The sequence below is a fragment of the Pedobacter terrestris genome, from assembly GCF_052343045.1.
In the GTDB taxonomy this organism is placed as follows: Bacteria; Bacteroidota; Bacteroidia; order Sphingobacteriales; family Sphingobacteriaceae; genus Pedobacter.
The window spans coordinates 509,797-535,001 of the sequence record NZ_CP180264.1; the positions used below are offsets into that span (position 1 = coordinate 509,797).

The 25,205-nt window shown below is 39.1% G+C and carries 21 protein-coding genes; 17 read left to right on the forward strand and 4 right to left on the reverse strand.

The features are described from left to right. The first annotated feature begins 87 nt into the window (after positions 1-87). The 14 genes from pxpB to ACJVDH_RS02390 all read left to right on the forward strand — a co-directional run bounded on the left by pxpB (position 88) and on the right by ACJVDH_RS02390 (position 18,868). Positions 88-795 carry a 5-oxoprolinase subunit PxpB gene (gene pxpB, locus ACJVDH_RS02325; RefSeq protein WP_443945962.1) on the forward strand — a complete coding sequence of 236 codons (708 nt, stop codon included), beginning with the start codon at positions 88-90 and terminating at the stop codon, positions 793-795. After that, positions 785-1,753, forward strand: coding sequence for a biotin-dependent carboxyltransferase family protein (locus ACJVDH_RS02330; protein ID WP_443945963.1), 969 nt, complete (start codon positions 785-787; stop codon positions 1,751-1,753). Before pxpB ends, ACJVDH_RS02330 begins: the two co-directional genes overlap by 11 nt. Beyond that, positions 1,743-2,510 (forward strand): LamB/YcsF family protein, encoded by a 768-nt coding sequence (locus tag ACJVDH_RS02335; RefSeq protein WP_443945964.1) that lies wholly within the window; start codon positions 1,743-1,745, stop codon positions 2,508-2,510. Before ACJVDH_RS02330 ends, ACJVDH_RS02335 begins: the two co-directional genes overlap by 11 nt. Positions 2,511-2,514: 4 nt before the next feature. Next, complete coding sequence (locus ACJVDH_RS02340) at positions 2,515-3,690, forward strand: NRAMP family divalent metal transporter (RefSeq protein WP_443945965.1); 1,176 nt, start codon at positions 2,515-2,517, stop codon at positions 3,688-3,690. Between the two features lie 158 nt (positions 3,691-3,848). Further along, a complete protein-coding gene (locus ACJVDH_RS02345) occupies positions 3,849-4,397 on the forward strand; it encodes a YciE/YciF ferroxidase family protein (RefSeq protein ID WP_443945966.1) in 549 nt (182 codons plus the stop codon). Positions 4,398-4,540: 143 nt separating this feature from the next. After that, on the forward strand, positions 4,541-4,807 hold the full coding sequence (locus ACJVDH_RS02350; protein WP_443945967.1) for a hypothetical protein: 267 nt from the start codon (positions 4,541-4,543) through the stop codon (positions 4,805-4,807). Between the two features lie 2 nt (positions 4,808-4,809). Further along, positions 4,810-5,316 (forward strand): inorganic diphosphatase, encoded by a 507-nt coding sequence (locus tag ACJVDH_RS02355; RefSeq protein ID WP_443945968.1) that lies wholly within the window; start codon positions 4,810-4,812, stop codon positions 5,314-5,316. Then, positions 5,313-7,145 carry a malto-oligosyltrehalose trehalohydrolase gene (gene treZ / locus ACJVDH_RS02360; RefSeq protein ID WP_443945969.1) on the forward strand — a complete coding sequence of 611 codons (1,833 nt, stop codon included), beginning with the start codon at positions 5,313-5,315 and terminating at the stop codon, positions 7,143-7,145. Before ACJVDH_RS02355 ends, treZ begins: the two co-directional genes overlap by 4 nt. Beyond that, complete coding sequence (treY, locus tag ACJVDH_RS02365) at positions 7,132-11,175, forward strand: malto-oligosyltrehalose synthase (RefSeq protein ID WP_443945970.1); 4,044 nt, start codon at positions 7,132-7,134, stop codon at positions 11,173-11,175. The genes treZ and treY overlap by 14 nt, the downstream gene beginning before the upstream one ends. 124 nt (positions 11,176-11,299) lie before the next feature. Beyond that, positions 11,300-11,665: a hypothetical protein gene (locus tag ACJVDH_RS02370; RefSeq protein WP_443945971.1), complete on the forward strand. Its 366-nt coding sequence runs from the start codon at positions 11,300-11,302 to the stop codon at positions 11,663-11,665. Positions 11,666-11,983: 318 nt separating this feature from the next. Continuing rightward, positions 11,984-12,358, forward strand: coding sequence for a hypothetical protein (locus tag ACJVDH_RS02375; RefSeq protein WP_443945972.1), 375 nt, complete (start codon positions 11,984-11,986; stop codon positions 12,356-12,358). Positions 12,359-12,438: 80 nt separating this feature from the next. Further along, positions 12,439-16,797 (forward strand): CusA/CzcA family heavy metal efflux RND transporter, encoded by a 4,359-nt coding sequence (locus ACJVDH_RS02380; protein ID WP_443945973.1) that lies wholly within the window; start codon positions 12,439-12,441, stop codon positions 16,795-16,797. 7 nt (positions 16,798-16,804) lie between these two features. Next, positions 16,805-17,947, forward strand: a complete 1,143-nt coding sequence (locus ACJVDH_RS02385; RefSeq protein WP_443945974.1) for an efflux RND transporter periplasmic adaptor subunit — start codon at positions 16,805-16,807, stop codon at positions 17,945-17,947. Positions 17,948-17,968: 21 nt separating this feature from the next. After that, entirely contained in the window at positions 17,969-18,868 is a 900-nt protein-coding gene (locus ACJVDH_RS02390; RefSeq protein ID WP_443945975.1) for a cation diffusion facilitator family transporter, read from the forward strand. A 91-nt stretch (positions 18,869-18,959) separates the two neighbouring features. Here the strand turns inward: ACJVDH_RS02390 and ACJVDH_RS02395 are convergent, their stop codons facing one another. The 4 genes from ACJVDH_RS02395 to ACJVDH_RS02410 form a co-directional block, all read right to left on the reverse strand. Continuing rightward, complete coding sequence (locus tag ACJVDH_RS02395; protein WP_443945976.1) at positions 18,960-19,328, reverse strand: response regulator; 369 nt, start codon at positions 19,326-19,328, stop codon at positions 18,960-18,962. A gap of 3 nt (positions 19,329-19,331) precedes the next feature. Then, positions 19,332-19,640 carry a hypothetical protein gene (locus ACJVDH_RS02400; RefSeq protein WP_443945977.1) on the reverse strand — a complete coding sequence of 103 codons (309 nt, stop codon included), beginning with the start codon at positions 19,638-19,640 and terminating at the stop codon, positions 19,332-19,334. 413 nt (positions 19,641-20,053) lie between these two features. Beyond that, positions 20,054-21,661 carry a 7TM diverse intracellular signaling domain-containing protein gene (locus ACJVDH_RS02405; RefSeq protein ID WP_443945978.1) on the reverse strand — a complete coding sequence of 536 codons (1,608 nt, stop codon included), beginning with the start codon at positions 21,659-21,661 and terminating at the stop codon, positions 20,054-20,056. A 138-nt stretch (positions 21,662-21,799) separates the two neighbouring features. Beyond that, positions 21,800-21,970 (reverse strand): hypothetical protein, encoded by a 171-nt coding sequence (locus tag ACJVDH_RS02410; RefSeq protein ID WP_443945979.1) that lies wholly within the window; start codon positions 21,968-21,970, stop codon positions 21,800-21,802. Between the two features lie 310 nt (positions 21,971-22,280). Between ACJVDH_RS02410 and nhaA the strand changes: the two genes are divergently transcribed. From nhaA to infC, 3 genes are all read left to right on the forward strand, one after another. Continuing rightward, positions 22,281-23,615 carry a Na+/H+ antiporter NhaA gene (nhaA, locus tag ACJVDH_RS02415; RefSeq protein ID WP_443945980.1) on the forward strand — a complete coding sequence of 445 codons (1,335 nt, stop codon included), beginning with the start codon at positions 22,281-22,283 and terminating at the stop codon, positions 23,613-23,615. 242 nt (positions 23,616-23,857) lie between these two features. Then, positions 23,858-24,025: a hypothetical protein gene (locus tag ACJVDH_RS02420; protein WP_443945981.1), complete on the forward strand. Its 168-nt coding sequence runs from the start codon at positions 23,858-23,860 to the stop codon at positions 24,023-24,025. A 245-nt stretch (positions 24,026-24,270) separates the two neighbouring features. Next, a complete protein-coding gene (infC, locus tag ACJVDH_RS02425; protein ID WP_443945982.1) occupies positions 24,271-24,840 on the forward strand; it encodes a translation initiation factor IF-3 in 570 nt (189 codons plus the stop codon). The last annotated feature ends 365 nt before the right edge of the window (positions 24,841-25,205 follow it).

Genomic DNA, 25,205 nt, shown 5'->3' on the forward strand with positions numbered 1-25,205 from the left:
TGGCGTTAAGTGCCTAAATTATTAGGGCATGAGCAACAATTTCGATAAGTTTGTTTAATACGATTCCAAATCAACATTTTAGCGGTAATGATTTCCTATCCACAAACAGAGTATACATTTTTGCCGCTCGGCGATTCTGCATTGCTGATTCAGTTAGAAGAAACAATCGATCCAAAAATCCTATCAAAATTAAATGCAATTGGCCACTATCTGGAAGATCACCCTTTTAAAGGTCTAATAGAATATGTTCCGGCTTTTAGTTCTATTACCATCTTTTTCAATCCACTACTTATTGGTTTTAATCAACTTACAGAATACCTGAATAGCGAGTTGAAATACATTGAAAGTAAAGTTTCTGAGGTGCCTGCGGTAATTGACATTCCGGTAGTATACGGTGGCGAATATGGGCCCGATTTGGATTTTATTTCTGCGCAAACCGGCTTGTTGCCAGAAGAAATTATCAGCATACATACCAAACCAGAATATGTGGTTTATATGATTGGTTTTGCACCAGGTTTTCCTTACCTCGGTGGTATGGATGAGCGCATTGCTGCACCAAGGAAAGAAAAGCCACGCGGCCAAATCGCAGCCGGATCTGTTGGTATTGCTGGCAAACAAACTGGAATTTATCCGATTGAAACGCCCGGCGGATGGCAGATTATCGGCAGAACGCCGCTGTCGCTATTCGATATTGAAGCAAAAAATCCAACATTGTTAAAAGCCGGAAACCGGATACGTTTTAAAGCTATAAGCGCTTTGGATTTTGAAAAACAAAATGGAGAACATGGCTATTGAAATCATAAAAACAGGATTATTAACAACCATCCAAGATTTGGGGCGGTTTGGTTTCCGCAAAGCGGGAATTATTTGTTCTGGTGCAATGGATGTTCTGGCATTACGTTTGGGCAATCTTCTGATTGGAAATGCCGAAAATGAAGCGGGTTTGGAATGTACATTGTTGGGTCCGGAAATAAAATTCAGAACAGCAACAAGCATCAGTTTAACCGGCGGAAACCTTTCTCCAAAACTGAATGGTTTACCTGTCAAAATGTGGTCGCCTTTGAGTGTTAAAGAAGGCGATGTTCTACAATTTGGAAAAGCAGTTTTGGGTTGCCGGACATACATCTGTTTTTCGTCAGGTTTTGATATAAGCGATGTTATCGGCAGCAAATCAACCTATTTGAAAGCGGCTTTTGGGGGATGGAAAGGCCGGCGTTTACATAAAAACGATATCATTCCGATTAAAGACGTCACATTTAAAATGCCCGAAAAAGAAAATTGGTATTTAGGCAATGCAATTTATCCAGATCTTAAACAAAATTGTATTCGGGTAATAAAAGGGCCAGAATTTGATTGGTTTACAGAGAAAAGTTTGGCAGAGATTTCATCAACAAATTTTTCAATCGGTTCAGATTCTGATCGTATGGGATATCGGCTTAACAGCTATCGTTTAGAAAGAAGTAATCCAAAAGAATTGTTGTCGTCTGCCGTGACTTTCGGAACGGTTCAGGTGAGCAACGATGGGCATTTGATTCTCTTAATGGCCGATCATCAAACAACCGGCGGTTACCCACGTATTTTGCAGGTGGCTTCGGTAGATTTTTCCGTTCTGGCACAGGCGCAAGCCGGAAAAGAATTTCGATTCGAAATGGTATCAGAAGAAGAGGCGCGCCAACTTTTAATAGAACGAGAACAGGAAATCAACAAATTAAAACAAACTCTTCAACTTAAATTTGACCTCAATGGAGCATAAATTTTCAATAGACTTAAACTGCGATATGGGCGAAAGTTTCGGTGCATATACACTCGGAAATGATGAAGCCATGATGCCTTTTATTACTTCAGTTAATATTGCCTGTGGTTTCCATGCCGGAGATGGTTCTACCATGCGGCAAACTGTTCAAAAAGCGCTTTCGTATAATTTATCTATTGGTGCGCATCCGGGTTTTGATGATTTGCAAGGCTTCGGACGGCGTGAAATGCAGCTTTCTGCAACAGAGGTTTTCGATCTGGTAACGTATCAAATTGGTGCACTTTGGGCTTTTACAAAGAGCGAAGGCGCACGTTTAAAACATGTTAAACCACATGGTGCGTTATATAATATGGCTGCAAAAAATGAAAAACTTGCTTTAGCCATTGCCAGTGCAATTTTAAAAATAGATGAAGAACTGATTATCTACGGACTATCCGGAAGCAAATTGATTGATGCCGCAAAACAGCTTGGCTTACGTTATTGCAGCGAAGTTTTTGCAGATAGAACCTACACTAAAGATGGAAACCTTACACCCAGAACAGAAGCGGGTGCGATGATTAAAGATGAACTTCAATCCATTAATCAAGTGTTGAAAATGGTAAAAGAAGGCAAAGTAAAAAGTTTAGATGGCTTGGATGTTTCCATTAAAGCAGAAACAATCTGCCTACATGGAGACAATCCACACGCAGTTGCTTTTGCAGAAAAAATACACCATCAATTAAAAGAGGAAAGCATTTTATTACAAGCGCCAAAATGAACATATGGAGATAAAAAATAAATGGACAGTACTGCTGGGCGCGGCATTTTTAATGGCTACATCTGCAATTGGCCCCGGTTTTTTAACGCAAACTACGGTATTTACACAATCATTGGGTGCTAGTTTTGGCTTCGTCATTCTGATTTCTATTTTAATTGATATTGTAGTGCAGCTCAACATCTGGCGCGTAATCTGTATTTCAGAAAAGCGTGCACAAGATATTGCCAATCAATTGATTCCGGGTTTAGGATCGTTTATTTCTGTTTTAATTGTTTTGGGCGGCCTCGCCTTTAACATTGGCAACATTGCTGGTGCAGGTTTGGGATTAAATGCACTTTTCGGTATTCCTGTGCTGTATGGTGCAATTGCTTCAGCACTTTTGGCCATTTGCATTTTCTTGATTAAAGAAGCCGGCAAAGCGATGGATCGTTTTGCACAATTGATGGGTTTCATCATGATTTTTGTAATCATTTATATTGCTATAGTTACCGCTCCGCCTGTTGCAGAAGCGGCATTGCGTACCATTGCGCCAATAAAAATTGATCTGGTTACCATTATTACACTTGTAGGCGGAACGGTTGGCGGATATATCACTTTTTCTGGCGGACATCGATTGCTTGATGCTGGTGTAAAGGGCAAAACTGCATTAAAACAAGTTACAACCAGCGCGGTTGTGGGAATTTCTGCCGCATCTATAGTTCGCGTATTTTTGTTTTTAGCTTCGTTGGGTATTATCGCGAACGGATTAAAAATTGATGTTACAAATCCCACAGCATCAGTTTTTCAACTCGCTGCAGGTAATCTCGGTTATCGCTTGTTCGGTTTGGTTATGTTCTCTGCAGCAATTACTTCTGTTATTGGTTCTGCCTATACCTCGGTTTCTTTTGTCAAGTCCTTTAGTCTGAAAATTATTGCATTTGAGAATAAAATTACAATTGGCTTTATTCTGATTTCCCTGCTTGTATTTATTGTAGTTGGCAAACCTGTTCGTTTACTTATTGCAGCCGGCGCGGTTAATGGGTTCATTCTCCCGATCACCTTAACCACTATTTTATTTGCTGCGTATCAACCAAAAATTGTAGGAGATTATCAACACCCCAAATGGTTGACAGCTTTAGGTATTTCTATGGTTGCAGTGATGGCATACATGAGTATTCGTGTTTTAGCTGATGTTTTCTAAGACATTACGGCTAACGCTACTTCGTCGCAAAAGTTTGTTTGGACTTCCGTATTAAATACATTAATGGGTGTTTTTATACCCTTTCTGCTATTCATCCACTTTCTGATCAAACCAATAGGGCAAAAATCGGGTTCTTTCCATATATAACCTATAATAACATGGCAACTAAGAAAAAAAATACCTCGAAACCTGTTGGAAAAACAGGTAAAATGGAAGATTCAGAATTTCATAAATTTTTTGTAGATGAATTAAAAGATATTTATTGGGCAGAGAATCATCTGGCTAAAGCTTTGCCGAAGATGCAAAAAGCGGCAACGAGTCCGGAATTGGCCGCTGCATTTGAAAAACATACTGAAGAAACCAAGCAGCACATAGAAACACTTGATAAAATTTTTGCCCTGTTGGATGAAAAAGCATCAGGTAAAAAATGCGATGCAATGGCAGGTTTGCTGGAAGAAGCTAACGGAATTATTGAAGAAACAGATAAAGGAACTATGATCCGCGATGCAGGATTGATTCTGGCGGCTCAAAAAGTTGAACATTATGAAATTGCAACATATGGTACCTTACGCGTATTTGCAGAAAATATGGGACATTCTGATGTAGAAGCTTTGTTGTCTCAAACCTTAGAAAATGAAAAACAAACCGATGTAGCTTTAACGGAAATTGCAGAAGGACTGGTGAACGAACAAGCGGCGGCAGAATAATTAGTCGGTATTAAAACTTTAAGGCGTTCTGCTCTAACAGAACGCTTTTTTTGTTGGCTAGATTTTAAATTTTGGGATCAGAAAGCGCGGTCTCATCTGTTAAAACATTTATTTTATAAAGATGTTGTTTAGAAAAATACACTATGGAACATTTGGCACAGGCTATTGAGCAAGAAATTAAACGGCGTTTATATGAAGAGCATGAGGGTTTAATGCTTGCACTGCGAAGTTTTGTTTGCTTTTCAGCCAAAGACCCTTCAGAACAGCCAAAGTTTGATGAGAAACACGCTCTAAATATTTTCAGTGAGCGCATTCGTGTTTTTTCAGAAATTTTAGTGCGTACACATGGTGAAGTTGTCCGGGAAATGGTTGCACCACAGAAGGCAATCGGCAAGAAAATTATAGGGTAATTATGGAGAGAATTTTGGATGTGGTGATTGAAACACCAGGGGGAAGCAGACAGAAGTTTGATTGGGAACCCGAAACCAAAAGCTTTCGCTTAAATAAAATTATGCCACTTGGTTTAGGTTTTCCATACGATTTTGGTTTTATACCTGGAACTTGCGGTGGAGATGGCGACCCCATTGATGTAATGGTTATTTCAGAGTTTCCAACTTTTACCGGTTGCCGAATAAATGCACGCTTAATTGGAGGCGTTAGCATTTTACAGCAAGAACGCGATGGCGCAAAAATGCGTAACGATCGGTTTTTTGCTGTTCCGGAGATTTCGCAACTCTATGCAAACGTAGAAGAACTGCAGCATTTGCCAGAAGGTTGTTTGCAGCAAATTCAACAATTTTTTATCAGTTATAATGAGCAAGCCGGAAAAGAACTTCAGATACTGGACAAAATGGACGCCGAATCTGCATATAAACTTATCCGGGAATCGATGATCGACTTAAAATCAAAAGAACTATGAACGACGTGTTTACGCCGGAAATAAACAAACGCCGTATTGGCTTAAATTTTACAAATGCACAAGCAGAAATCTGGCTTTGGGCGCCAAATGCAATTGGAGTACAGCTGCTTTTCGGAAATTCAAATGCCATCGCACTGGAAAGCAAACCTTACGGATATTGGTTTTTAAGTACACAGGAAATTAAACCCGGAGATGAATATTGTTTCGAAATTCAACTGAAAGACCAAAATTTTGTTCAACGCGCAGATCCCGCTTCGGTATATCAAAAAAATGGAATTGCCCACAATTCTACAGCTTTTGATCTTCAAACTTATCAATGGTCAGATCAAGACTGGAAAGGAATAGACCGCCAGGATTTAATCTTTTACGAAATTCATGTGGCTGCATTTACTGCAGAAGGTACTTTCCAAAGTTTGCAGAGCAAGTTGGATTATTTGGTAGAATTGGGTATTACTGCAATAGAAATAATGCCAGTTGCTCAATTTTCAGGGAACCGAAACTGGGGTTATGATGGCGTTTTTCCTTTTGCTGTTCAAAATAGTTACGGCGGTCCGCAAGAATTTCAGGAATTTATAAATGTCTGTCATCAAAAAGGACTTGCAGTAATTTTAGATGTGGTTTACAATCATATCGGCCCGGAAGGAAACCATCTGACAGATTTTGGCCCGTTTTTTACCGAAAAGTACCACACGCCTTGGGGCGATGCTATTAATTTTGACGATTCTGGAGCAGACGGTGTACGTAATTTTTACCTCGAAAATGCATTAATGTGGCTTCGCGATTTTCATATTGATGGTTTAAGGCTCGATGCTGTACATGCCATTAAGGATTTTAGTGCGAAACATTTTCTTGAGGAACTTCGCATTTTAGTTGATCAACTTGCAGAACAAACGCAAAGGAAATATCACCTGATTGCAGAGTTGGATTTGAACGACAACCGTTTTATCAATCCGATAGAAAAAGGTGGTTATGGTATGCATGCACAATGGATAGATGAATTTCATCATGCTTTGCGTGTTTCGACCGGACAGCAAAAACATGGATATTACGAAGATTTTGATGGCGTTGCAGATTTAGCGCGCGCTTATCAAAATGCATACGTTTACAACGGGCAATTTTCCAAACACCGAAACAGAAATTTTGGAAGATCTGCAAATGAAAATACCGGAGATCAGTTTGTGGTTTTTTCGCAAAATCACGATCAGGTAGGCAATAGAATGAAAGGTGAACGCAGCAGTGTATTGGTGCGTAAATCTCAGCAACAACTTATGGCGGCAGCGGTTTTGTTGAGCCCGTATTTGCCCTTAATTTTTATGGGCGAAGAATATGCAGAAACCAATCCATTTCCTTTTTTCGTCAGTTATTCCGATCCGGATTTGATAGAAGCCGTTAGAAAAGGACGCAAAACTGAATTTGCTGCCTTTGCCCAAGATGAAATGCCAGATCCGCAGAGCGATGGAACTTTTAATTCTGCAAAATTGGATTGGACGAAACTGAAAAAGCCAGAACATGTGGAAATGTTTGATTTCTATAAAAAGCTGATTCAACTGCGCAAAGAAAATACAGTTCTCCACACATTAAACCGCAATTCACTTGAAGTAAAGATTTGGCCTTCTGATGCATCTGTCTTGTTGCTGAGAAGATGGAATGCGGATCAGGAAGTGTTTATTTGGTTTAATTTTTCCAGTCAGGATCATGAAATTGCACGTCCGGATGTTGTAGGCCCGCTAGATATTCTGGTCAGTTACTCAGAACAAAATCCAATAACAAATCATTCCATTTACTTACCTGCAGAAAGTTTTATTGTATTCAGTCATGCCAAAATTTAATCCCCTCGCTACGTACCGCCTTCAATTTAATAAACAATTTACTTTTTCAGACGCGCAACAAATTGTGCCCTATCTTTCAGAATTGGGTATAGATACCGTATATGCTTCGCCGATATTTGCCGCCGTTCCGGGAAGTAATCACGGTTATGATGGTACAAATCCTTTAAAAATCAATCCAGAGATTGGCACAGAAGAAGAGCTGATTAATCTGTCTGATGCCCTGAAAGCCCACAATATTTCCTGGTTGCAGGATATTGTTCCCAATCACATGGCTTTTCATCCGGATAATCATTGGTTGATGGATGTTTTAGAGAATGGTGCATCATCGCCTTACAAGCGTTATTTCGATATAGACTTGCAACCGGGAGAAAAATTAATGGTGCCTTTTTTGGGTACATCATTAGACGAAGCAATTGATTGCGGCGCAGTAAACATCCGCATTTCGGAAAATAAACATGTTCTTTTTGATGGAAATACATGCTGGCCAGTAAATCAGGAATCGATAAAAGCGGATGAAAATTTAGATGAAATAAATGCCAATCCAGAATTAATCAGGCGAATTGCAACCGCACAACATTATCGGCTTTGCCATTGGAAGGAAACAGAAAACAGAATCAATTACCGGCGTTTTTTTACAGTTAACGGGTTAATTTGTTTAAATATTCAATTGCCAGATGTGTATGCATCATATCATCAATACATTTTTGAATTGGTAACCCGAGGGATTTTTCAGGGTTTGCGAATTGATCATGTAGATGGATTGGCTAGTCCGACCGATTATTTAAGCCATCTGAGAAAAAGCGTCGGCACAGATATTTACATAGTTGTAGAAAAAATTCTGGCCGGAAATGAAGAAATTCCCCGCTATTGGCCTATTGAAGGCAGTACAGGGTACGAGTTTCTGGCGATGGTAAATAACGTGATGACGCGTAAAAAAAGTTTGCCCGATTTTGATCGTGCATATCATGATTTTACTGGAAAACGTCAGCAGGCCGAAGAAAAGAAAATAGAGAAAAAACAACGGATACTGAGCGATCAGATGAATGGCGAGCAAGAGAATCTGGCAGAAAGATTAATCGCGTGTAATTTTCCGGCTGTTGCAGAAATGCAAAAAAACGAAATTAAAAATGCTATTGCAGAATTACTTGTTGCTATGCCGGTTTATAGATTCTATGACGTTGTATTTCCATTGAAGGGCAATGCAAAAACCGAAGTAGAAAAGCTGCTGCAGGGCATGAATTTTTCTGCAAATCCGGGTACATCAATCGGTTTTTGGAAATCTTTGTTTTTCGATTTCCCCGAAAATGCAACTTCGTCTGATTGCCAAAAATTATCAGATTTCTTCCAAAGATTAATGCAGTTTAGCGGTCCGGTTATGGCTAAAGGTGTGGAAGATACGCTTATGTACAGTTACAACCGTTTCATTGGCCATACAGAAGTAGGTGATGATGCCGAAGCTTTTGGTATTGAAATAGCGCAGTTTCACACGCAAATGATTGCACGTGCACAATTTGCGCCTTTAGCAATGAACGCGACGTCTACACACGATACCAAAAAAGGCGAAGATGTACGCGCAAAACTGAACGCGTTGAGCGATGTTCCGCAATTTTGGATGGAAGCACTGAATGCAATTGACGAGTGGTACGCGAATAATAAAAGCTACCAAAGCATTCACCTTAATGATTTTTACCTGTTGCTGCAAGCGGCAATTGGCGGTATGCCATTTGAAAAACAGGACATGGAAAATTTGCCGGCAAGATTAGGTAATTTCATGGAAAAAGCTCTTCGGGAAGGTAAAAAGCGTTCTGAGTGGTCTGATCCGGATGTAGAATATGAGCAAATTATAAAAGAATTTGCAATTCGTTTACTGGATGATGCCAATGCGGATGAACATCCAATCGCCAGAATTTCAAAACGTATCAAAGACTTCTCCATTTTAAATTCACTTCATCAGCTTTTGCTAAAAGCAACGTGCCCCGGCATACCTGATTTTTACCAGGGAACAGAAATTTTCGACCTCAGTTTCGTTGATCCCGATAACCGCAGACTTGTAGACTTTGAAAAAAGGGGAGAGATGCTGCAACATATTGAAGAAGAAAATGCAAGCTTTCCGGTACTTTGGAAATCACGTGAAAATGGTGAAATCAAAATGTGGCTGACGCAAAAAATACTCGGAATTAGAAGAGACTATGCAGAGTTATTTGCCAATGGCGAGTATTTGCCTTTAAAAGTAGAAGGGAAATTTGCTGCTCAGGTGCTTGCATTTCTGCGCCATTTTCAGGATCAATATATGTTGGTTGTGGTTCCTTTGGGTATGGCAGCTTTTTTGGAAAACTTAGAATTTTCCCAAGATGTAGATTGGGCCGATACGCATATTATTTTACCACTCGAAGTACCTAAAGGTTGGAAAGATTTGATTCACGATGAAGAGGGACATCAGGATATTTTACAGCAGGGATTAAAACTTAATACACTTTTTAAAAATGCGCCGTTCGGTGTTTTTCTGTTACAAGAAGCTCATCCAGACAGAAAATCTGGTGTTCTGCTACATTTGAGCAGTTTGCCCGGCCAGTTTCCAATTGGCGATATGGGCAAAGAAGCTTTTGATTTCGTAGATTTTCTGGCTCGTACAGAACAATCCTACTGGCAAATCTTGCCCATTACACCTGTTCAACGTGCGTTGGGTTACTCACCCTATTCTGGTAACTCTGCTTTCGCAGGAAATATTTTGCTCATTTCGCCTACTTTGTTAATAGAGGATAATTTGCTGACGGTTGAAGATGTAGAAACAACTGTAAATACCGGCAAAATGGTTGATTTGGAGCAGGCAGAAAAATGGAAAACATCTGTTTTAAACCGTGCCTATCTTCAATTTTTAAAATTGGATAAAAACCACAATCTGCATCAGGAATATCGGCTTTTCGTCGAAAATGAAAAATTTTGGCTTCAGGATTTTAGCTTATGGTCTGCATTAAAAGAACATTATGAGGGAAAACGTTGGATAGATTGGCCAGAAGAATTTAAAACCAGAAATCCATCGGCTTTGCTGAAATTCAATAACCTGCATCAACAAGATATTGACCGTTACAGCTGGCAACAGTTTATCTTTTATCGGCAATGGTTTTCATTAAAAAAATATGCCAATCAAAAAGGCATTAAAATTATTGGCGATTTACCGTTTTATATCGATCAAGATGCCGTCGAAGTTTGGTGTAAACCCGAATATTTTAAGCTTGATCAAGATTTGAAACCTGCATATATTGCCGGCGTTCCGCCAGATTATTTTAATGAGAAAGGACAGCTTTGGGGAATGCCGGTGTACAATTGGACAAGATTAGCCAGCGATTCCTACCAATGGTGGATAGAAAGAATACAACACAATCTTCGCCTTTTTGATGAGCTTCGTCTTGATCATTTCCGCGCTTTTCTGGGCTACTATCAGGTAAATGCCAATGATAAAGATGCCACAGATGGCGAATGGCAGCCTGGTCCCGGAGATTCTTTTTTTGAAGAATTGAACAGGAAACTTCCACACTTTAATCTTATTGCAGAAGATCTTGGAGAAATTACGGCAGATGTCCGTAAAACGATGAAAAAATACAATTTGCCGGGAATGAAGGTTTTGCAATTCGCTTTTGGTGATGATATGGTATCTTCAGAACATGTTCTTCATGCCGATTCATTTAGCAACAATTTTGTTTACGCCGGCACGCACGACAACAATACTGTAAAAGGTTGGTTCGATACCGAAGCAGACGATGAAAGCAAAAAGCGGTTTTCTTTATACACGGGTAAAGAGATTAATTCTGGCAATGCAGCTTTAGAGATGATCAGACTGTGCCTGGCCTCTAGTGCAAAAGTTGCCATTATACAAATGCAGGATATTTTGGCAAAGGGCGCGGAAAGTAGAATGAATATTCCGGGAGAAGCTTCCGGAAACTGGACATGGCGTTTGCTGAAAAAAGAATTGACGGAAGAAAACTTTAGCCATTTTAAATTGCTTACGCAAATGTACGGTCGCGGGAAATAATTTACGGTTTGAGGCATAAAAGCTCTTTTTTTAAAAAACGTTAAACCATTTGTTTTGGCTTGTGTTGGTTTTTATAGGCGGGATTTTACAAATAAAACGGCCATTTAACCTATAGAATATCGATATGAAAATACGCATACCTGTAAATGAAGAACGGAAAAGAGATTTTGTTGAAACTGGAAGTTGGATGTTAGCCAAGCGTATATTAGGCGTTTCTTACTACGTTTTAGCAAAAAGGCTTGGTGAGAACCTGGTTAAGATAGACAATGGTTTGAAAACCGTTTTAGCCGAAAAACCAACAAGTGGTAAAGTAAATAAATCTGACGTAGAAGTAATTGCGCTAGGCACTTTGGCTGCAATTAGTTTGTACTCTGGCTTAAAAAAGAACAAACGGATGTTACTGGCGGAAGGCATCGCCTTAACAGCTGCTTTTGGGGGTTTTTTACTGATGAATAGCAGAAAACCAAAACGAAAAGTCAGCCCGAATTAAGTAGAAACCAAAGCCGGTGTTTTTGCACCGGCCAATTTCAGTTCTATTTTATCTCATGGATATGAAAAGAGCATAGGTTTACCGTGTAAGACACTTTTTCCAGCAACATCCCGTTATGCTTATCAGAATGCCGGATCATCGTCATCTGGGTTGGAAGGTGACTATTGACTCCAAAATCTTATAGATAAATTAATCGCAATACAAACTTCAACATTACATTAACCACAACAAAGATTTTTCTGCGATTTACAAATACATGTAACAGACATAATATTTATCCCGATTGGAAATCAGGCCCTCAAGGGCTATATTTGTGGCGTGAAAAAAATCTGTCTGGTTTTTCTGTTTCCTATTTTGATCTTAAATGCATCATTTGGCGAGCTGCTTAAAGCACCCAGACTGATCTCTCATTTTCTGCATCACCATAAGATAAATTCTAATGTGGGTGTTTTAGATTTTCTGGAAATGCACTATCTCGGCAAAGATATTGATGACAATGACCAGGATGAAGACATGAAACTGCCGTTTAAAAAAATTGATGGTAGCCATTCACTTTCATTAGCCATTCCTCAAAGCAGAGTGGTTTTGCAGGATGCTGAATACCGGGATTTGTATACCCGTTCTCCCTTTAAATATTATTTTGCCTTTTCAGAACCTGCTTTCGGCAGTTTGTTCAGACCTCCAATCGCTTAATGCAGACTACCTGAAACATTCTTTTTGGCCGCCAGAATTTTTGGTCGGCCTTGTATTCTTTTAATCCTAAAATTATTTTTATGCTGAATAAGATAATCGGCTTTTCCATCCGGAATAAGCTGATTGTAGCCTTGTTCGTATTTGCCCTCATGATATGGGGAGCATTCGAGGTTACAAAATTGCCTATTGATGCCTTGCCCGATATTACAGACAATCAGGTACAGGTAATAACGGTTTCCCCATCGTTGGGCGCGCCAGATATTGAACGTTTAATCACCTTTCCCATTGAGCAGGCCTGCAGCAATATTTCCGGGCTTAAACAAATCAGAAGTTTTTCCAGATTTGGGCTTTCACTCGTAACTATTGTTTTTAACGAAGAAACAGACGTGTATTGGGCGCGGCAACAAATTGCTGAGCGCTTGCAACAAGTTCAACAGGATATTCCTCAAGGAATTGGTGCGCCGCAAATGGCTCCGGTATCTACCGGTTTGGGCGAAATTTACCAGTATGTAGTGCGTGCCGAAAAAGGTTACGAAGGGAAGTATGATGCTACGGCACTGCGAACCTTGCAAGATTGGGTAGTGCGCCGGCAGTTAATGGGTACACCCGGAATTGCAGAAGTGTCCAGTTTCGGTGGGAAATTAAAACAATACGAAATTGCAGTTCGGCAAGATCAATTGAAATCCTACGGTCTAAGTATTTCTGATATTTTCGATGCACTCGAAAAAAACAATGAAAATACAGGCGGTGCTTACATAGAGAAAGGGCCAACGGTTTTGTACATCAGAAGTGAAGGACTAACCAAGAGTTTGGATGACATCCGAAACATTGTAGTGAAAACGCTCTCCAATGGAATGCCGGTGCTTATGAGCCAGGTTGCCGAGGTGGGTTATGGTTCTGCCATTAGATATGGTGCAATGACGTATAACGATAAAGGCGAAGTTGCCGGTGCAGTTGTGATGATGCTGAAAGGCGAAAATTCTTCTGTTGTAGTAAAACGAGTTAAAGATAAGGTTGCAGAAATTCAAAAAATGCTGCCTCAGGGTGTTGTAATTGAACCTTTTCTCGATCGTACAAAGATGGTAGACAATGCGATCCATACGGTAGAAACCAATTTAATGGAAGGCGCATTGATTGTTATTTTTGTTTTGGTTTTCTTCTTGGGAAACCTGCGTGCAGGATTAATCGTGTCGTCGGTTATTCCCCTTTCTATGCTTTTCGCAATCATTTTAATGAATCAATTTGGTGTGGGCGGAAATCTGATGTCGCTTGGCGCAATAGATTTCGGTCTTATAGTAGATGGCTCCGTAATTGTTGTCGAAGCCATTTTACATCGGTTTTCTCATTCAAAGAACTTTAGATCCGTTAACAAAATAAATCAAAACCAGATGGATGATGAGGTAGAGAAATCATCTGGCTCGATGATAAAATCGGCGGTATTCAGTCAGATTATCATTCTTATCGTGTATTTGCCAATTTTATCTTTAGAAGGCATTGAAGGTAAAATGTTTAAACCCATGGCTTTTACTATTGCATTTGCCATTCTTGGTGCTTTTATCCTTTCAATCACTTATGTGCCGATGATGTCTGCACTGTGTTTAAATAAAAAGATTTCTCATAAGCAAAACCTTACAGACCGATTGATGATATGGCTTGAACGCCGTTATCAGCCTATTTTAAGTAAAGTGCTCAAATTTCCGAAAACGATATTGGCGGTTACCCTTTCTTTATTTGCAATTGCCATATTTATTATGGGAACTTTAGGCGGGGAGTTTATTCCGCAGTTGGAAGAAGGCGATTTTGCGGTAGAAACGCGTTTACTTACCGGTAGCAATCTGAACAATACGATAGACAATACGCAAAAAGCATCTAAAATTTTGCTTGAGCAATTCCCTGAAGTGCAAAAAGTGGTTACCAAAATCGGAAGTGCTGAAATTCCTACAGATCCAATGCCTTTTGAAGCAGGTGATATGATGGTTATCTTGAAGGATAAGAAAGACTGGACTTCGGCTACAACCTTTCCAGATCTTAGCGCCAAAATGACAAAGGCGCTCGAAGTAATTCCGGGGATTACAGTTGGTTTTCAGTTTCCTGTGCAAATGCGCTTTAATGAATTGATGACCGGTGCGCGACAAGATATTGTATGTAAAATTTTTGGCGAAGATCTGGACACGCTTGCAAACTATGCACATCGTTTAGGCACAATAATAGGTACTGTAAAAGGAGCAATCGCAGTATATGAAGAACAAGTAACCGGAATGCCGCAAGTGGTAATTCAATACAACCGGCAGGGAATGGCGAAGTACGGCTTAAATGTTAATGACATTAACCGAGTAGTAAATACGGCTTTCGCCGGCCAGGTTGCAGGTCAGGTATATGAAGGAGAGAAACGGTTCGATATGGTGGTCCGTTTGGCATCTGGTGCAAGAAAAAATATTCACGATGTTCAAAACCTGATGGTGGCAACGCCGGCTGGAATTCAAATCCCATTAAGTATGGTTGCAGAGATTAGCGAAGTTGAAGGCGTAAACCAAATTCAACGGGAAAATACACGCAGACGGATCATTGTAGGATTTAATGTTAAAGACCGCGATGTGCAATCTATAGTAGAAGAGCTGCAGGCCAAAGTTGGTAAAGATCTGAAATTATCTAAAGGTTATACCATTACTTATGGCGGTTCTTTTGAAAATATGACTGCAGCAAAATCAAGGCTGGCCATTGTGGTGCCCATTGCATTGCTATTGATTTTTTTACTGTTGTATTTCGCATTCAGTTCTGTAAAACAGGGTTTATTGATTTATACCGCCATTCCACTTTCTGCAACGGGCGGCATATTTGCCCTTTGGATACGCGATCTTCCTTTTAGTATATCTGCAGGTGTTGGTTTCATCGCTTTGTTCGGTGTAGCCGTTTTAAACGGAATCCTTCTGGTTTCAGAATTTAACAGATTAAAAAAGGAAGGCTGGACAGATGTTAAACGCATTGTCATTCACGCCACAAAATCGAAGCTGCGCGCTGTAATGATGACTGCGCTGGTACCATCGTTGGGTTTTATCCCAATGGCGATTAGCACAGGTGCCGGCGGTGCTGTTCAAAAACCGCTTGCAACGGTGGTTATCGGCGGATTAATTATCTCCACTTTATTAACACTTTTTGTACTCCCGATGTTATACATTCTCTTTGAGAAAGGTTTCGGATATTTCCGTCAGAAGAAAGCTTTTCTTGCACTCGTAATTTGTTTTTTTGCTGCACAGACATCTGTTCAATCTCAGGAAAAAATAACACTTAAAGCCGCTTTGGATTCTGCCTTAAAACATAATTTAAGCGTTCAGATTGCAGAAAACGATGTGCTTTACAACCAGAAAATCAAAGATTCGGCTTTTGACGTTGCGAAAACAGAAGTTAGTTTTGAATATGGAAAGTTTAACAGTCTGGCAAATGATAATAAGATTTCAATTGGGCAAACGCTTGATTTTCCGACCGTTTATGTACGCCAATCGGCCATTTACAAAAGCAATATCCGCATTAGCGAAAGCAAGTTAGAAGACCGGCAATTGCAGATCCGGATGCAAGTTAAATCTGCTTACTACCATTTGATGATTTTGTCCGAAAAACGACGCTTGCTTTTAGAAGCAGATAGCCTGTATTCGGCCTTTCTGGATAAATCTAATCAGCGGTTTAAATCTGGTGATGTGGATGTTTTGGAGTTGCGCACTGCAGACAACCAGAAACATCAAATCAGCAACCAACTGCAATTGCTGGAAACAGATTATGAAATGGCGCTTAACAGGTTCAATCTATTGTTGAACAGTGGGGCGAAATTTGTTCCTTTTGGCACATCAGAATATGCATCAGAACTTTCGTTAGGAAATACTACAAGCGATCATCCGCTGATTAAACTCCGCGAGCAGGAACTCGTTTTAGCTGGCGAGCAAAAAGCACTGGAAAGCAGCAAACTCTTGCCCTCCCTTAATCTGGGTTATAACAATTCCAGCATCATTGGTTATCAAACTAACGGATCTGGCGTTAACCAGTATTTTGGCGGCGGCAATCGTTTTTCGTCCGTGTCAATTGGAATCGGGATCCCCGTATTTTTTGGCGCTCAAAAATCACGGATCAAAGCCGCAGGTATTTTAAAACTGCAAAAAGAACGCGAGTTGGAGCTTACCAAAAAAGAGTTGAATTTAGAGATGGAAAATGCTTCTGCCAGGTACAAACAATACCAAAAGCTGATCCAGAAGTACCACAGCCTGCTGTTGCCAAATGCAGAAGATATCATTAAAACATCGACCTTAAAATTGAATGCCGGCGAAATTGGCTACCTCGATTGGGTAATCTTAATGAACCAGTCTATTCAGCTGAAGAGCGAATACTTTGATACTCTACAACAACTGAATGAATCTATATTTGAAATTGAACGATTGAATGCCATCAAATAATAAAATAATGAAAATAACGATAAATTTAAGTCTTGCAGTGGCACTTTCCATTTTGCTTTTTTCTTGTAAGGAAGATGTTAAACAAGATCAAAAACCGAAAACGGAACACGTAGCTGTGCCGGTGGATGAAGTTCATCTAACTGCTGCACAAATTAAAAATGCAGGCATAGCGTTGGGAATTGCCGCAAAAAAGCCAATTCATGCCACTATAAAGGTTAATGGTGTTGTAGATGTACCACCAGAAAACATTTTTGCTGTAAGTGTGCCTATGGGCGGTTATGTTTCTAAAATGGCTATAATGCCCGGAATGTTCGTGAATAAAGGCAGCGTCTTAGCTTTAGTAGAAGATCAGCAGTACATTCAGTTACAACAGGATTATCTTACCGCAAAGAATAAACTGAAATTCTATGAGGCAGATTATATCAGGCAGAAAGGGCTTAATCAAACCAAAGCCACGAGCGATAAAATTTTCCAACAAACAGAAAGCGAGTTTAATAACCAAAAAGTTATGATTGGTGCGCTTGCAGAAAAGCTGCGTCTAATTTCCATTAACCCGGCAGGTTTAAATGAACGCAACATTTCCCGCACTATTCGGGTATATGCACCCATTTCTGGCTATGTTTCTAAAGTCAACATCAATACTGGGAAATATGTAGCTGCTGCAGATGTTCTATTTGAGGTGATTAATCCTAAGGCTTTGCATGTAAGCTTGACTGTATTTGAGGGCGATGCCGCAAACCTTAAAATTGGTCAGAAAATATTGTGCAGTACGAGTTCAAATCCGGATAAAAAATATGCGGCTACCATCCACCTCATTACACCGAATATCGAAAACGACAGAACAACAAGTGTCCATTGCGATTTAGAAAACTTTGATAAAGGTTTGTTACCAGGTACTTTTTTAAACGCCGAAATACAATCCAGTCAGAATGATGCTTTAGCCGTTCCTGATGATGCAATCGTGAAATGGGAAAATAAATTTTATGTATTTTCAAGTGTCGGTGCAGATCAGTTTAAGATGGTTAATATAACGCCTGGTTTATCGCTTGATGGTTTCACTGCCATTACATCTAATCAGGAATTGGGAAAAATAGTGGTGAAAAATGCATATGCCGTATTAATGAAGCTAAAGAATAGCGGAGAAGAATAATTAAATTTAAAACATTAGCTTATGGGATCATTAAATAAAACGGCCTCAGAAGAAGCGCTCAGAACCACCCAGCTCGGTATCGGAATCAGTATTATTCTCATTTTTGTAAAAGGAATTTTCGGGCATTTTGGACATTCTTATGCATTGATTGCAGATGCTACAGAATCCTGTGCAGATGTGATCAGTTCTGGCTTTTTGTGGCTTGCGTTAAAATATGCGCAAAGACCGGCAGATAAAGGCCATCCTTATGGGCATGGCAAAGCCGAGCCGGTAGCCGCAATATTAATTGGTATTTTTCTTTTGGCTGCTGCTGGACTGATATCTTATCAAGCCATTGGTTATATCAGAACACCGCATGAATCTCCAAAAGCTTTCACGCTCACGGTTTTGATAATTGTAATCCTGACGAAAGAAATTTTATTTAGGTATGTTTTTTCTGTCGGGAAAAGAATAGACAGTAATGCGGTAAAAGCTGATGCTTACCACCATAGAAGTGATGCAATTACCTCGGTAGCTGCGTTAATAGGTATTAGTATAGCTTTAATTTTTGGTAAAGGGTATGAAGGAGCAGATGATTGGGCGGCTTTATTTGCGTGCTTATTTATTGTGTACAACGCATTTAAAATTATCCGTCCAGCCTTTTCAGAGATTATGGATGGCGCACCGAGTGATGAATTGATTTTAAGAATTACTGAAATTGCTTCTGTAAACCCAGCCGTTAAACGTGTTGAAAAATGTTACGTTAGAAAAATGGGGCTAGATTATTATGTGGATATGCACATTGAGGTTGATGGGAATATTAATGTTTTTGAAGGACATGAGGTTGCTCATCGCGTAAAAGATCAATTACTGGCCTCAAACCTTAGAATTAAGGATGCGTTAATTCACGTAGAACCTTTTTTGGATAAGATGACGTTCTGATAACCACAAAAATCCCCTAATTTTTAGGGGATTTTTATTTATACATAGGTGGGTGGTATTCGCGTTATAATTAGATTGCTCATACATTGCTTTATTCCACTTCTCGCGGAAAGCAGTTAGAAACTATCCGCAAGAGTTTTCCAATGTCAAAAGGTTTCTCCAAATAGTCATCTGCACCGGCATCGTGACTTATTTTTTGAAGATAGGGATGAGTAGACAAAAGTATCACCGGGATATGTTTAGAAATCGCTTGATTTTTGAGTTTTGAGCATAAGATATGACCATTGTACGCATCTAGTGAGTGGTCAATCAAGATGAGCTCAATAGCTGTCCAATCTACAAACTTTAGTGTATCCAGATGTTGAACTGATTGGGTTTTATATCCTTCATGTGCGAGAGTTAATTCTAAAGCTTCCAATATAAATCGATCATTCTCAATAATGAGGATTTTCTTATGCATATTTTAGTTACACTTAAGACGCTTTTTAATCAGGAAATCGAACATGGCCGGGTTAGTTCGGGTAACGCTGTCTAGAGAAGACCTTAAACTCTGATTTACCAGGCTTAAATTTGTAAACATTGTTCTAAGCTTTTCGTTTTCATCTTTTAATTCAATCAGCTCACTTGCAATTTCCCCGTATTCTCTTATCAATGCGTGCAGTTCTATAGTACTAATTCCAAGATCAGCACAAATAGTATCTGCATCTCTACCGATAAAAAACTCCTGGAGTTTGATGATGACCACCGATGACGCTAGTTTGGGTTTTTTCATTTGCTATTTCCGTTAATTCTTTCCCTTTATCATTTAGCAGCCCAATGCCTTATGCATATTTAGCTTGTTCGTGTTTTTTGTAGAGTTATCATGCTTATCTTCTCTTTCAAAAGAAATACACTTTTAAAAGATGAAAGAGAAAAAAGCCATGCCGTCAAGTCGTTTATAAATCATCCCCTATTTAGAAAGAGCATGCGGCATGGCTAAAGTAAAAGCCACTGAATTATCATATAATAATTTCGTGTTCGAGTCACATCCCTAAGACTCTTGTTGCTTTGATGCGAAACTAGGTAAACCCACAATGTTTGACAACTTATGCATCTACGCAATTCTACGCAGGTGTATTAACATCTTGTTTTGTAGTGTTTTAAATATTGTTTTGCAGTGCGGTAAAAAATGCCGGTTAACAGAAATTATTTTGGAGAGTCAGATTTTATATCTTTTGCAAGTTCCAAAATCCATAGGTACATGTTGGTATCTGAGCTTAAGCCGAGTTTTTTTCTTACCCGATATTTCCGGCTTTCAACAGCACGAACACTTAGTTTGGTTACACGTGCAATTTCTTTAGTTTCAAAACCCAGTCGCATATAAGCGCAAAGTTCTCGTTCAGGTTGAAGCAGGCCAGGATCTCTGGAAAGGATCTCCTGCATGAAATCATTTTCGACCTCAGAAAATCTGGTCATGAATGATGGATCTGCTTCATGTGCCAACTGTACCAAATCTTTCAAACCCGAAGAACGGGAAACTACCTGTTTTTTACTTAACTCTTCCTGATAGCTTTTTGCCTGGTCAAAAAACATTTTACCCTGGTGGCGTACGTGGGCATTGTGCCGCGTAAGCAACCTTAACCGTTGTCCAAAAAGGCCAATGCTAATTATTGCGCCTTCGATTAAACAAGCTATTGTAAGGAGATCAAAAGAGTGGTCCTCTAGGTTGAGCCAATTTTGAAGACAGCAAACAATATAAATGGATAATACGGCAACAGGAATCCATCCAATAACAAAGAGTCGTATCCCGGGTACACGTTTTCCATATCCCAAAGAAATGATAATTTTAAAACTACTGTAAAAAATCAATACAGAAGTTAAAAATGACAGACCAAGTGTTGCCTGGTTGGTGAAACTGAGATTAAAGGCAATAGACATAATCAACACCAGGCTCCAAAAACCGATTAGGATTTTCGAAACCAGGTAAACATTTTTTAAATGCCGGTGTACTTTTAAAAAGTGATTGCTGAATAAAATTGAGGATATAAATCCTAAAGAAAGAAACGAATGTGCATAACGCAATATAAAGCGACCTATATCCTGACCGAGAAGCAATCCAAAACCCTGAAGATAAAGCACCATTCCTATATAATACAATAAGATTATCCTGCCAATATAAAATCCAAATAGCCGACTTCTGGTGAATATCCACATCAGTAAATGAAAAATTAACATCATGAAGGTGATGCCTACAAAAATAAGTTGGGGCGTATTGTCTTTTAAAACACGATTGTTTAGATTTCTGCCGGTTAATAGTTTTACTGGAACAATTAATGTATTTACTGCACGAAGGCGTACATAAACCTCATGTACTCCATCATTTTCTATAACATTTCCCAGGCCAAAAGAGTAACCTGTACTGGGACCAAGTGTATTGGCATCTGATGCATACATACCAGATTGTATATGAACAGTTTTGCCTGCTTTTGAGGTATAAAAGACATCAATGGTATCAATATTTGTATAATCGATAAGAAGAATTGGAATCACTTCAGCGGGTTGTTGAAATCTGAGTTTCATCCACCAGACATCTCCAACAATTCCGCCATTAAAGATTTCTGACCGCCCAAGCTGAAAAGAATCTGCAGGAAATGTTACAAGTTGATCAAATGAAGCATTCTTGCGTTTGTCTTTCCAGAAAAAAGCCTTATTAGCAACGTTTTTATAATTGCTTTTATCAACGCGTATAATAGGTTGCGCGTTGCTTAAGAAATTACCCGCACAAAGAGCAATAAAAAAAAGGATTATTCTCATATAAGATTTCCGATTTAGCCAAATGTGGGATGATTCATTTAAGGCCAAAAAGTATAACTTTAGAAGAAGTTTTCCAAATTTATATGATAAATAATTGTTGGGAATATCCTGTTTGATTTAGCGCTAGAAACAGCGAATTTAAGAACTCGTACGTGTTCCCAAACCTTTTGCCAAAGTGAGCCAAATATAAAATCCCCAAAAGATGGCTGCAGTTGCATAGCCCAACTCCGGATCTGCTAATTTTGTGGAAATGAATATCGCGATAGCCGAAAAAAGACTTACAAGCAGGAATAGTAGGATATTTTTCATAACATTCTGGTTTATTGGTGCTTGAATGTTTCTAATATAGAAAAAATTCGGCAAAAAAGTCTCTAAAATGGTAGTGTTATTCAGAATGTGGGATTTTGTTGACTTTTCAGGCATTTTTATATTTTATAATAACATATTTCGATAGATAGCGAAATTTTGATCCGTATTTAGTACTTGCTCGTAGCTTTGATAACTTAAAGATTGCATTTTAAACAAATAGAATGATACAGGCTGTTTAAATCAAATCCTACATTTATCTGGAGGCATTAAACGAAATGATTACCTTTAAAAAAATTGCAAATACCGACTAATGATTACACCGAAAAAGACTCCCATTGAGAAAATTATTGCACCAGTAAACCGGTTTATCCATCTTGAATATACGAGTGGAATTGTTCTGCTAATTAGTGTTGTTGTGGCAATAGTTTGGGCAAACTCCAGTTATGTTGATGCTTTTCATCATCTGTGGGAAACCAAGCTTTCTGTTGGTTTTGGAGAACATATACTGGATCATCCATTGCATATCTGGATTAACGATGGCTTAATGGCCTTGTTTTTCTTTGTGATTGGTTTGGAATTAAAAAGAGAATTTATGGATGGCGAACTTTCTTCATTCAAAAAATCAATCTTGCCAATGACAGCCGCACTGGGCGGAATGCTTGTTCCTGCAGCAATTTACCTCATTCTAAATATTGGTCACGATTCTGTTAATGGTTGGGGAATCCCAATGGCAACCGATATTGCTTTTGCCCTGGCGCTTTTGTCTATGGCAGGGAAACACATTCCCTCATCCGTAAAAGTGTTTCTGTCGGCATTGGCTGTCGCAGACGACCTCGGAGCCGTATTGGTGATCGCTTTTTTTTATACGGCAAGTGTCAACTTCATGGCATTGGCTATAGCGGGTATTTTTCTGGTCATTTTATTGATTGGTAATCTTCTGGGCATACGCAGTACAATTTTCTATCTTATACTTGGAATCTGTGTATGGGCGGGTTTCCTTTTTTCTGGAGTTCATGCAACTATAGCCGGGGTATTGGTGGCTTTTACAATCCCAGCAAAGACACGTGTGGATGAATTATTTTATTCGGATAAAGTGAAAAAGCTTATCGTAGATTTTGAAAACGAAAAACCAAGTAGCAGTTCGCTTAAAACTCCACAACAACACCGCACTTTACAACAGGTTAAAATTTTAAGTGATGCGGCAGAAACGCCTTTACAAAAAATAGAACATAGCTTACATCCTTGGGTTGCATTTCTGGTAATGCCTCTTTTTGCTTTATCTAATTCTGGAATTGTTATCGGGGCAGATTTTTTTTCTGCACTGATGAATCCGGTATCACTTGGCGTAACCTTAGGTCTAGTTCTTGGAAAATTTATCGGTATCTTGTTGTTTACCTTTTTTATGGTTTATTTTGGGTTTGCAACGCTCCCGAATGGCGCTACCTGGAAACATATCATCGGAGTCGCTTTTCTCGGTGGTATTGGTTTTACCATGTCTATGTTTATCAGTGGTTTGGCTTTCACAGATGATGCTTTCGTAGAAAAGGCTAAATACGGAATACTCATTGCTTCTATAATTGCTGGATTACTTGGCACTACTGTACTTAAAAGTACCGCTCCGAAGTCAGCGCCTGAACCTGAGTAATCCACTTTTGGTAGAAATTTTACGGATTTTAGTGTGAATGCAGCACTTGTCAATTATTCATCACGCATGAACTATGTAGTAGACATCTTTGGTCCAACAGATATGAACAAACTCTTCAGAGTGGAAGCGCCAGGGTTTCTGATATCACTTTATAAGACTTTTAAGCCAGAGAATCCTATCATCTTTGCCAATCCAAGATCAAAGACACTTTCGGACTAAAAGACTCTGCAGGCCGCAATACCTTGTTCCGTTACGGCATTAAATATTCTCCATTAACATATGCGAAAAAAAGAGGCGTAGCGACGTTGATCGTGCATGGCAATATAGGTGAAGTTGTTCCACTTGCACAATCAAAAGAACTTTCGGAGATATTGGCTGATGGTGGCATTCCACAACTTAGTTGTTTTTAAAGGTGCCGACCACGCTTTTCATCATTTAGAACCAAAGAATCTTGCCGATATGGTCAACCAGATTGCTGCCTTTATCCGCAATTGGGAAAGTAAGAAATAGCTCCGAGTTAAACTTAAATTAAATCTAACATTAAAGTCATCATGCAATTTAATTGAACAAAACGCGATAAAATTGCTTATATTAGAAGTTATCGTTAATTAACGGACAATCAGTCCATTTATCATTCACTAAAATTTTATCAAATTTGGCATTAAAAAGAGCAGGATTTTATAGAGGGCCACGGATGCCCTTCAAGAAAAAAGAAGCAGAACACAAAATCAACGAATTTATTATCTCGCCAGAGGTACGTATCGTTGGGGAAAACGTAGAGTCAGACGTTTATCCTTTAACAAAAGCCTTAGAATTGGCTGCAGAACAAGGACTCGACCTTGTAGAGATTTCGCCAAATGCACAACCGCCGGTTTGCAGAGTTGTAGATTACAGCAAATTTCTTTACGAACAGAAAAAAAAACAAAAGGAAATTAAGGCAAAAGCCAAACAGACCGTTATTAAAGACATTAGATTTGGCCCGAATACCGATGATCATGATTTTCAGTTTAAGTTGAAGCATGCAATTGATTTCTTAAAAAGCGGCGAAAAAGTGCGTGCGTTTGTACATTTCAAAGGACGTGCAATTGTGTATAAAGAGCGGGGAGAAATTTTACTGTTAAAATTTGCACAGGCATTAGAAGAAGTAGGAAAGGTTGAACTTTTACCTAAGTTGGAAGGGAAACGGATGTTTTTAACACTCGGCCCTAAAACTGCGAAAAAATAGTGCAGAAAGTCGAAAATGATCTAACCAGATCTGATCTTTTCGGTCTACAACTACACGCCTATTTTATTTATAAATCAATAAAGAGGATGTCCCGCAGACGTTCTCTTTTTTTTGTTTAACAGGGTTTTGATGCTTCCTGAAGCATGCTTTGCCATACAGGCAAAACTGTCACTCTGTTGAAAAAAATTCTGTTCAAAATTATTAATTGTTGAAATGACGTTTAATACTTAGTTTTGTTTAACGCGAAAGATAAATTACTGGTGTAATGCGCATTTGTATAATCTGTATCGTCAGGAGATATTAAAATCAGAAATTCCTATCAGCAAGCACCAGAAATCCGTTATCTTAGCGAAACAATGCTTCAA